The organism is Muribaculum sp. (assembly GCF_029051885.1).
Classification (GTDB): Bacteria; Bacteroidota; Bacteroidia; order Bacteroidales; family Muribaculaceae; genus Muribaculum.
The window spans coordinates 1-10777 of sequence record NZ_JAIDKI010000054.1; the positions used below are offsets into that span (position 1 = coordinate 1).

Sequence of the window (10777 nt, forward strand, 5' to 3'; positions counted from 1 at the left end):
ATCCTACAGAGGGGTTGTAGGTGGCGTAGTACATGTCGGAACCCCACATGTTGGCAGCGGATGTCATGCGGCCGTATTCGCAACCGATCATCTGGTCGATCATCTGGTAGTCGTTCTCCTGGCCTAATGCCACAACCGGGATAATTGATGAGATGAGGGTTGCTGTGGATGCGAAGTCACCTTCCATCTCTTCGGGGGTCGGAGCCTTCGGGTCGGTGTTGAAGTCCTCGAACTTGTCGGTACAACCCACTGCGCCCAGAAGGATTGAGCCGCCCACCATCAGGCTTGCTATATTTTTATACATATTGGTATTCATAATAGTTGTGAAGTGGATCAGAATGTAAGTTTAACATTGAAGCCATAAGTGCGCATGCTGGGCTGCTGGAAGTAGTCTACACCCTGATAGAAATTGTTGGTGGTCGACGAGGTGCTTTCGGGGTCGAAAGGAGCCTTGCAGTAGATCATCCAGAGGTTCTTGCCGGTGAGCGAGAGTGTGAGGTCGGCGATGTTCTTGAGCATAGCGCGGGGGAAGGTGTAAGAGAGTGTGAGGTCGGCGAGGCGTACGTTGGTAGCGTCGTAGATGTAGTATGTGCCGGGAGCCTGCGAGATTGTCTCGTAGTAGTTCTGAGCATCTACTATACCGTTGCCGGGAACAGGCACACCACCTGCGAGACGAGCGTCGGCAGAAACCTGCGATACACCGTAGCGGTCGATAACGGCCTGGGTGTCGGACACGACATTACCACCGAAGCGGCCGGTCACAGCCCAGCTGAGCACGAGGTCCTTGTAGCCGAGTGTACCGGTCCAACCCATGTTGAACTTGGGCAGGAGCGAGCCTACCTTGAAGTAGTCGACAGTCTCAAGCTGTACCTTGCCTGTCTGAGGATCGGTCCATACGTATCCGTTGGGCGACTGGCGCAGACGGAGGTTGCTGTAGAGGTCGCCCATAGTACCGCCTTCGTAGAGACGTACGGCAGGGCCGCCACCCATACCGAGACATCCTGATGCGGTGAAGTACTGCATCTCGATGGGGCGTCCGGTTTCGGGGTCGATAGCTCCGTTGGCGAGTGAGATAACCTTGTTCTGGTTGAGTGAGTAGGTTACACCTGTGGTGAATCTCCAGTCGCCCCACTGGTTGTTGTAGTTGAGGGCGGCCTCGATACCGCGGTTGCGGATGTTACCTGTCTGGATAAGGTTGGTCTTGTAGCCGGATGAACCGGAAGCGGGGATTTCGAATGTCTGGTTGAAAGTGTTGGCGTTGTAGTATGTGAACTCGAGGCCGATAGTGTTGTTGAGGAACTTGGCGCTCAGACCGATTTCATACGACTTGGTGTTCTCGGGCTTGAGGTTGGGGTTGTAGTGCTTCGAGGGCCATTCGTACTGGTTGGTCTGGTCGTTGTATTCATACTGCATGCGAGTGAGGTAGCGCGAGGGTGAAGAAGCCACTTCGGCCCAAGAGCCGCGAACCTTAAGGAATGATATAGCCTGGGGCAGGATGTCGCGGAGAGTCTCGCTGATAAGCCAAGAACCACCTACAGAGGGGTAGAAGTAGCTCATCTTGTCGGTGAATGCGAGCATCGAAGCCCAGTCGTTACGACCGGTTACGGTGAGGTAGTACTGGCTGTCCCAACCGATTTCGGCAGATCCGAATACTGACTGTACCTGGTCGTGCCAGTCGGATTCGAAGCGCTTCATCTGAGTTGTGGAGATGTTGCCGTAGGCGAAGAAGTTGGGGATGGTTGCGAGACCGCCTTCGTATTTCTCGGATTCTTCGAGCATGTCGTTGAGCGAGGCACCTACCTGAACGTTGACGTTGAGTCGGTTGTCGAAGAAGTTCTTGTTCATCGAGGCCATCACGTCGGCGTAGGTAGAGCGGTTCATTGTACGGGTCTTGCCATACATACCCTTGTCGGAACCGGCGAGCACCATGATGGTAGAAGCGTGGTACTTCTCTTCATATACGGTGTTGGCGTTGTCGGTACGTACACGAGCCATGATGTAGAGCCAGGGGAGGATGTCGTACTTGAGCGATGCGTTGAACATGTAGCGCTGCTTGCGGGCTTCGCGGAGCATACGCTTCTGAGTCCAGTAGGGGTTCTGCATGGTGAATGCAGTGCTGTACTTCTGTTCCCAGTACTGAGTCATGAGGTTGCGCGAGGGGTCGAAGCGCTCGAACATGCGCACGTCGTCGAAGTTCTCGCCGCGGGGGAAGAGGTAGAGGGAAGCCAGGGGGTTGAAGTATTCGCCTGAACCTACGAAGTTCTTGTTGTTCTGGATGATGTAGCTGGCACCGAGGTCGAGAGTCAGCTTATCGTTGTAGAACTTGGAGGTGTTGCGGATAGAGAAGTTGTAGCGGTTGTAGTCTGACTCGGGCATGATACCGGGAGCGTTGGTCACGGCGGCAGATGCGTAGGTCTGATTCTTGTCGGTACCCAGTGTGAGGGTAAGTGCGTTGATTTCGGTAGCTCCTGTCTGGAAGAAGTCCATGGGATCGTAGGAAGTAGGCGTTTCGAGACGCTTGCCCCATGATGTGAACTCACCTTCGTTGTTTCCGTAGATGTTCTGGAACTTGGGAGTCATCCATGCAGTGTGGAACTGTGTGGTGTTGCTGTAGGTAAGTTTGGCGCGGCCTTCAGAACCTTTCTTGGTAGTTATAAGAATCACACCGCTTGCGGCAGCCGAACCGTAGAGAGCGGCAGCCGAGGGGCCTGAGAGTACCGACATAGACTCGATGTCGTCGGGGTTGATGTCGGCAACCGAGCTTGAACCGGGCTGCTTGGCCATAGTACCGCCTTTTTCGTCGCCTGTGTTTACATCAAACATAGGTATACCGTCGATTACATACAGGGCGTTGTCGTTGCCTGTGAGCGACTTTGTACCACGCATAACGACACGTGCGGCGGCACCTGCACCGGCTGAACCCGAGCTGATGTTCACGCCGGCAACCTTGCCTGCGAGTGAGTTGATGAAGTTGGCGTCCTTGTTGGAGGTAAGAGCATCGCCGTTGACAGTCTGCACATTGTAGCTGAGCGCTTTCTGTGCGCGTTTGATACCGAGAGCAGTTACAACGACTTCGTCGAGTGCTGTGGCTTCGGTCTCCATCACGAGGTTGACTTTGCCGTTGGCAGGCACTGCGAGTTCTACCGGGCGATAGCCGATGTAAGAGAATTTCAGCACATCGCCTTGTTTGGCTTTGATGCTGAATTCACCGTCGATGTTGGTCTGTGTGCCATTGGAAGTACCTTTGACAAGGACCGTAACACCAATCAGTGGTTCGCCACTCGTGTCTGTTACAATACCCTCGACTTGGGATGTCTGTGCCATCACGCTCATCACAGGGAAGAGTAAAAGCATCAATAACAAGCTTGTTATTTTTGACTTCATAATGATTGATTGGTTGGTTTGGTTAATAGAAGGATATGTTTGTCTGTTAGTTTTTATGGAATAGGAGAGGAAGGAGGGGGTGGGTAAGAGTGCTGTCCGGTGTATGCCGGACAGATTTGTTTCCGGATACGTCAGACCATAGAGATTTTGATTCCTTAATATATTAAGGAGCTGGTGTCGGTGTTTAAATCGGATGTCTGATTGTCAGTAGTATTTTTGTTTTGGGTTAGGGTGGATAATTATTTGTAAGAAAAGCGTGCCGCTGTTATAAGTATGAGGGCATGTTTTAGTTACAGATTTATAGCTCAATTTTATTTCGGTTAAGTCAGGTATTAGAGGAGGATGTTAAATATTTGTGCAAATGTAGTCAAAAAGGAGAAAATGCTAAGCACTGGTTAGTTAAAACTTGTTAACGGAAGCGTGAGTTTGTAGTTATTAAATGTCGTTTTGTATTTTTTTGAAAAAACATATGAAATGTACGTAACAAGGCGTATCGGGCTGATTATTTTTAAATAAGCTATTAAAAACGGTAATATATCCATAACTGTAATCAATACCGGTGGTTGGTGATTGGAATGAAAACAGATGTTAATTTTTAACTTTCATATTGTAAGCATAATTTCTATACTTCTGTTAACATATGGCATTGCCTGACATTGCCGGGTCTTTGCGGATATGGACGCGATGCGTGGTGTAAAATTCAGAGTATGCCGTGTGTCATCAGACATTTAATCTTCTAATGTTTGCGTGATAGCGGGGGATTGAGTAATTTTGCAGGCCGTCGGCCATACATTAATATATAATTGAGTAGTAATAGTGTGCCGCCGGCCAACAACGATTAAGATAACAACAAAGAAATGAAAACTGTACGTACAGCCAAAGAGCTGCGCGAAGCTGTCGGGGCACTTAAGGCCGACGGACGTAGTGTGGGCTTTGTGCCTACAATGGGTGCGCTCCACGCCGGCCATGTCTCATTGATAGAAAAGGCCCGCGCCGACAATGATGCCGTGGTGGTGAGCGTGTTTGTCAACCCTACCCAGTTTAACAATCCCGACGACCTGCGCACATATCCGCGTACGGAAGAGGCCGACAGCGAGAAACTTGAGGCTGCCGGAGTCGATATAGCGTTCTTCCCGACGGTGGAGGAGATTTATCCCGAGCCTGACACCCGGGTGTTTGAACTCGGTCCGGTGGCCGAAGTGATGGAGGGCGCCATGCGTCCGGGCCATTTCAATGGTGTGGCCCAGGTGGTGAGCCGTCTTTTCCGTATGGTGCAGCCCGACCGCGCTTATTTCGGAGAAAAGGATTTTCAGCAGATATCTGTGATACGCCGCATGGTCGAGATAGAGGGTTTTGATATCGGGATTGTGGCCTGTCCGATAAAGCGTGAAGCCGACGGCCTGGCACTCAGCTCCCGCAATGTGCGCCTTACTCCCGAGCAGCGTGCTGTGGCTCCCGCCATCCACCGCATTCTCGCCGAAAGTGTCGACGGAGCAGCCGGCCGCAGTGTGGCCGATGTGAAGCGTGCCGTCACCGACGCCATAAACGCTGTCGACGGGATGGAGGTAGAGTACTACGAGATTGTGAACCCCGCCGACATGCAGCCCATCGCCGAGTGGAGCGATGCCGAGGGTGGCGCCGTAGGCTGTGTTACTGTGTATATGGGCGATGTACGCCTTATTGATAACATCAAATATCCGGCATAATCATGATGCAGGTAGAAATGGTGAAATCGAAGATTCACCGTGTGACTGTCACAGAAAGTAACCTTGAATATATAGGTAGCATCACTATCGATCAGGACCTGATGGACGCTGCCAATATTCTGCCCGGCGAGCGTGTATATATCGTCGACAACAACAATGGCGAGCGTTTTGACACATATGCCATCGCCGGTGAGCGCGGTTCGGGCATGATATGCCTCAACGGCGCGGCTGCCCGCAAGGTGCTTCCGGGCGACATTGTGATAATAATGAGCTACGCCACGATGCCATACGACGAGGCCCGTACATTCAAGCCGGCGGTGATATTCCCCGACACGGCTACCAACCGCCTCGTGTAGAGACGTCCGGAAGCGTCTGCTCCTCTGCTCCTCGATAATTAACTGATAACACTTACACGACCATATGTTTGAAAATCTAAGCGAACGGCTTGAACGCAGTTTCAAGCTCCTCAAAGGCCAAGGTAAGATTACCGAAATCAACGTAGCCGAAACGCTCAAGGACGTGCGCCGCGCGCTCCTCGACGCCGACGTCAACTATAAGGTGGCCAAGCAGTTTACCGATACTGTGAAGGCCAAGGCGCTTGGCCAGAATGTGCTCAACGCCATTCAGCCGGGCCAGCTGATGGTAAAGATTGTACACGATGAGCTGGCAGCCCTCATGGGCGGCGACACGGCTCAGGTGAATCTGTCGGGAAATCCTACCGTGATACTCATGTCGGGTCTGCAAGGCTCCGGAAAGACCACAATGAGCGGCAAACTTGCCAAGAAGCTCAAGAGCGAGAAGTCGCGCCGCCCGCTTCTTGTGGCCGGCGACGTATACCGCCCTGCGGCTATCGAGCAGCTCAAGGTGCTCGGCCAGCAGATAGATGTGCCTGTGTATACCGAGGAAGGGAATAAAAATCCGGTTGAGATTGCCGAGAATGCCATCCGCTATGCCAAGACCAACCATTACGACCTTGTGATTGTCGATACCGCCGGACGTCTGGCTGTGGACGAGCAGATGATGCAGGAGATTGCTGCTATCAAGAAAGCTGTGAAGCCCAACGAGACTCTTTTCGTGGTCGACTCGATGACCGGTCAGGATGCCGTTAATACAGCACGCGAGTTCAACGAGCGTCTCGACTTCGACGGCGTGGTGCTTACTAAGCTCGACGGCGATACACGCGGCGGTGCCGCCCTGTCGATACGCACGGTGGTTGACAAGCCTATCAAGTTTGTGGGTACCGGCGAAAAGCTCGACGCGCTCGACTACTTCCATCCGGCACGTATGGCCGACCGTATCCTCGGCATGGGCGATATCGTGTCGCTCGTGGAGAAGGCCCAGCAGCAGTTTGACGAGAAGCAGGCTCGCGAGCTACAGCGCAAGATTGCCAAAAATCAGTTTAACTTCAACGACTTCCTTGCCCAGATCGAGCAGATAAAGAAGATGGGCAACCTTAAGGATCTCGCCTCGATGATTCCCGGCGTAGGCAAGGCTATCAAGGATGTGGATATCGACGACAACGCTTTCAAGGGTATAGAGTCGATAATCAAGTCGATGACCGCTGCCGAGCGTGCAAATCCCGATATAATCAATGCGAGCCGCCGCCAGCGTATCGCCAAGGGTTCGGGCAACTCGCTCCAGGATGTCAACCGCCTGCTCAAACAGTTTGAGGAGACACGCAAACTTATGCGTCAGGCCAATGCCATAAAGTCTAATCCGATGAAGATGATGAATGCCATGCGCGCTATGAAGAATATGCGCGGAGGCATGCGATAATTATATCATACACAGAACAATAGTAAGAATACGATGTGCCGTAGACTGTATCTTCTGGTTCTTGCTATAGGTATTGCGACATTGAGTGTGGCCCAGAATGCCACATTCAATGTCGCTACTTATAATCTGCGCCAGAAAAACGAAGAAGACAGCATAGCCGGAAACGGCTGGGACCAGCGTTGCCCGTATGTGGCGGGGCTGATACGATTTCATGACTTTGACATATTCGGCACCCAGGAGGGATTCAAGAATCAGCTCGATGACCTGAAGGGGCTGTTGCCGGAATATGAATACACCGGAGTAGGCCGCGACGACGGCATGGAGAGCGGAGAGCATTCAGCCATCTTTTACCGCAAGGATATGTTTGAGGTGGTCGACAAGGGCGATTTCTGGCTTTCGGAGACTCCCGATGTCCCGGGGCTCGGCTGGGATGCGGCATGCTTCCGCATATGCTCGTGGGGTCGCTTCCGCCATAAGACTTCGGGCAAGGAATTTCTGTTTTTCAATCTGCACATGGACCATGTCGGGGTGAAGGCGCGTATAGAGAGCGCAAAGCTCGTCAAGCGTAAGATTGACGAGTTTGGCCCGGAGCTGCCGGTGTTCCTTACCGGCGATTTCAATGTCGACCAGAGGAGCGACTCATATGCTGTGCTTGTGGGCGACGGCGTATTTGCCGATGCGTTTCTGAGCGCTGAGTCGGTATTTGCTCCCAACGGCACCATTAATCATTACAATACGAGCGGATTTACCGACCAGCGTATCGACCATGTGTTTGCGTCGCCGTCGGTGAAGGTGCTTAAATATGGAGTGCTCACCGACACCTATCGCACAGGGAGCCGTGAGAACGGTCTGATAGATACTGAGGGCACCGCTCCTACCGAAGTCGACATATATTCATACACGGCGCGGATACCATCCGACCATTTCCCGGTGCGTGTCACTGTAGTCCTGCCGTAAGACCATACTGTCGGCTGACATGTTACAAGGCCTCCTCCCTGTCGGAGCGTAATGACGCAAGACGGGGAGGAGGCCTTGTAGTGCAGAGGGGTGGTATGTCACCAGCCGGGATTCTGTGTGAGATTGTGATTGCGGTCGAGCTCGACGAGCGGAATCGGCCACAGCTCATGGCGGGGCTGGTAGGTGCGGGTGTACATGAGGTCGCCGAATATGTCGGTGGCATCCTTTACCGAAGCCTCAAGCAGGCCCCAGCGGCGCAGATCCCAGTAGCGCTGACCTTCGCCGGCGAGTTCGCATGCGCGTTCTTTGCGTATGCGCGCGGCAATCTCGTCGCGGGTGCCTGTAGGTATATCGGGCATTGACACGCGTGCGCGCACCTTGTTTACTTCAGCAACAGCCTTTTCGGGAAAACCTTGCTCATTGTAGGCCTCCGCAAGCATGAGAAGCACGTCGGCGAGACGTATCAGCGGAAACTCATACGGAGTGCGGGTATATTCTCCCCAGTATCCGTCGAGGTTGCCTGTGGGAATCCATTTGCGCCACAGGTAGGAATTCCAACCTTCGGAGTTGCGGATAAATGCCTGTGCCTCCATTGGCGAGCCCCCTTTGGTTGGGTCGGCGAGCACAAACTGTTTGTCCATTGGGTTGGAGCCGGCGTCGGTGCCGAGATAGTGGGAATAGGGGGTGATTACATTCCAGCAGAGGCGCGGGTCGCGATTGCGGTAGGCGTCGAGCACTTTCACGGTGTCGCATTCGAGAGTGCTTGTTATCTCGGTGCTTGCGTCGTTTATGGCCACACACATGTGGCGGCGGCGTGTCTGCGGGTCGGCATTGTTGAATCCGGGGAATACGTCGTCCCAGTCAAAGTCGGTACCGTCGGGGTTTTCGTACATGTCGACAAGAGTGACGGATGGCACGATACGGTTGGATGCGATGAGGCGCATTGTTGACTTATTGCCGAAGTATGATACGATATCGAGCGCATAGCCTGCTACGTTACCGTCGATCGACTGGATGGAGAATATCATTTCAGGGCTGTGCAGGCCGTTGTACAGGCGGAAGAGGCTTTCGTAGTCGGGGTGCAGGGAGTAGCCGTAGTTGTTGGTGCGGTTGTAGACGATTTCTTCGAAATCCGATGCCGCGAGTTCCCACTGGCTGTTGAACAGGTATACCTTGCCTCTGAGGGCGTATGCGGCTCCCTTGGTGGCTCGCCCGAGGTCCTCGGCACCCCATGCTACGGGGAGCTTATCGATGGCGTAGGTGAGGTCGTCGAGTATGTGTGTGCGCAGCTCGTCGGCCGATATGCGTGGGTTGTTCAGTTTGTCAAACTGCTGGTTGATGTCGCATGTCTCGTCGTAATATGGCACTCCGCCCCAGCATTGCAGCATGCGGAAATATGCCATTGCGCGCAGGAAGCGGGCTTCGGCGGTGACGCGCTCGATTGTCTCCTGACTGATTTGCATGGCGGATACGTTGCGCATTACGGTGTTGGCACGGTGTACAAGCTCGTAGAGATACTGCCAGTGGTTCTGTACGCCGCTGCTGTTGGATGCGAACGAGTTGCCGCGCGCCACATCGGCCCATGGTGATGTGCCGTCGGCAATGTCGCTGCACATGTCGAAGGTGAATTCCATGCCGAAGCACCATGGCTCTTTCATGGCTGAGTACATGCCTATTGCGGCCTGGCGTGCGTGGGTCTCTGTTTTCCAGAAAGTATTGCCCGACATCTGGTCGGCAGGGTTATAGTCGAGGCTCTCGCAGGATGCGAATACTGAGGCGGTGGCGATTGCCACGGCGTATGATATATGTCTTATTGTCATTGTGTGCTGTAGTTTAGAATGTAAGATTGATACCGAGAGAATACTGGCGTACGGCGGGGTATCCGACGTCGGCTCCTACCTCCGGGTCGAGGCCGGGGAATTTGGTGATTGTAAACAGATTGTCGATGCTTGCGTAGACTTTCAGATTGGAGATGTATACCTTCTTGGTGATATTGCGCGGGACTGTATAGCCGAGCTGTATATTCTTGCAGCGCAGGTATGCGGCATTGTGCACGAATGCGTCGCTGGCTATATTGTTCTTGCTGTTGGAGTTGTTGCGCAATATCGGATATTTCGATTTGTAGGGGTTCTCCGGAGTCCAGGCATTGTCGGTTATGTCCTTTATGAGCGACTGTCCCATCACGGTCACGAAGCGGAACGCCTGATTGTTGTAGTATACCTGGTGGTTGCCTACGCCTTGTAGCAGGAGGCTGAAATCGAAATCTTTCCATGTGAGGCCGAGGCTTGCGCCGTAGGTGAATGTCGGCAGGGTTCCGTTGCCTATTTCCACTCGGTCGTTGTTGTCGAGCGAGCCGTCACCGTTGGTGTCGGCATAGAGGAAGTCGCCGAGTTCGGGGCGCTGGAATGTAGCGAAATAGTCGGGATTGCGGTCGACAAGCGACTGCACGTAGTCGAGGTCGGTCTGGTCGCGCACGATGCGGTCGACTTTGATGACGTACAGCTGGTTGATAGGCCGCCCCTCCTGAGTCTTGTACACACCGCTGATTGACGCTACTTCGCCCTGGAATTTAGTGACCTTATTCCTTACATATGCCATATTGAAACCGATGGAGTAGCCTACATTGCCTATCCTGTCGCTCCAGTTTATGTCAAACTCCAGGCCACGGTTGTTTACTTCGCCGGCATTCTGGTTGGGCACGGTGCTTGTGCCATGCTCAAGGGGGGCGGGAAGCGATATAAGTATACCTTTGGTATTTTTGTTGTATATGTCGAATGAGCCGTTCAGTCGGTTGTTGAACAATCCGTAGTCAATACCTATGTTGGTCATGTAGGTCTTTTCCCATGAAAGAGCCTCATTTGACAGGATAGCCTGGGCGAAGCCTCCCGCGATACTGCCGTTGAGGATGTAGTTGGCCGAGGCATACAGCGACTGGTACATATAGTAGCATGTGG

7 protein-coding genes and 1 pseudogene are annotated in these 10777 nt (G+C 53.1%); 4 read left to right on the top strand and 4 right to left on the bottom strand.

Going from position 1 to position 10777, the window contains the following annotated elements; genetic code table 11:
• Positions 1 to 304, bottom strand: a pseudogene (locus tag K2I50_RS02395) (SusD/RagB family nutrient-binding outer membrane lipoprotein); the annotation flags it as partial.
• A 29-nt stretch (positions 305 to 333) separates the two neighbouring features.
• Positions 334 to 3324 carry a SusC/RagA family TonB-linked outer membrane protein gene (locus tag K2I50_RS02400; protein ID WP_526022943.1) on the bottom strand — a complete coding sequence of 997 codons (2991 nt, stop codon included), beginning with the start codon at positions 3322 to 3324 and terminating at the stop codon, positions 334 to 336.
• 917 nt (positions 3325 to 4241) lie between these two features.
• Between K2I50_RS02400 and panC the strand changes: the two genes are divergently transcribed.
• The 4 genes from panC (at position 4242) to K2I50_RS02420 (ending at position 7823) form a co-directional block, all read left to right on the top strand.
• Positions 4242 to 5090, top strand: coding sequence for a pantoate--beta-alanine ligase (gene panC, locus K2I50_RS02405; RefSeq protein ID WP_301024656.1), 849 nt, complete (start codon positions 4242 to 4244; stop codon positions 5088 to 5090).
• 5 nt (positions 5091 to 5095) lie between these two features.
• Positions 5096 to 5446: an aspartate 1-decarboxylase gene (gene panD, locus K2I50_RS02410; RefSeq protein ID WP_301024661.1), complete on the top strand. Its 351-nt coding sequence runs from the start codon at positions 5096 to 5098 to the stop codon at positions 5444 to 5446.
• A 64-nt stretch (positions 5447 to 5510) separates the two neighbouring features.
• Positions 5511 to 6866, top strand: a complete 1356-nt coding sequence (gene ffh, locus K2I50_RS02415) for a signal recognition particle protein (protein WP_301024657.1) — start codon at positions 5511 to 5513, stop codon at positions 6864 to 6866.
• Positions 6867 to 6899: 33 nt separating this feature from the next.
• Positions 6900 to 7823: an endonuclease/exonuclease/phosphatase family protein gene (locus K2I50_RS02420; protein WP_301024658.1), complete on the top strand. Its 924-nt coding sequence runs from the start codon at positions 6900 to 6902 to the stop codon at positions 7821 to 7823.
• 98 nt (positions 7824 to 7921) lie between these two features.
• Here K2I50_RS02420 and K2I50_RS02425 read toward each other — a convergent pair whose 3' ends face one another.
• On the bottom strand, positions 7922 to 9643 hold the full coding sequence (locus K2I50_RS02425; RefSeq protein ID WP_301024659.1) for a RagB/SusD family nutrient uptake outer membrane protein: 1722 nt from the start codon (positions 9641 to 9643) through the stop codon (positions 7922 to 7924).
• A 13-nt stretch (positions 9644 to 9656) separates the two neighbouring features.
• Positions 9657 to 10777 (bottom strand): TonB-dependent receptor domain-containing protein (locus K2I50_RS02430; RefSeq protein ID WP_301024660.1); only part of this gene is annotated, 1121 nt, incomplete at its 5' end.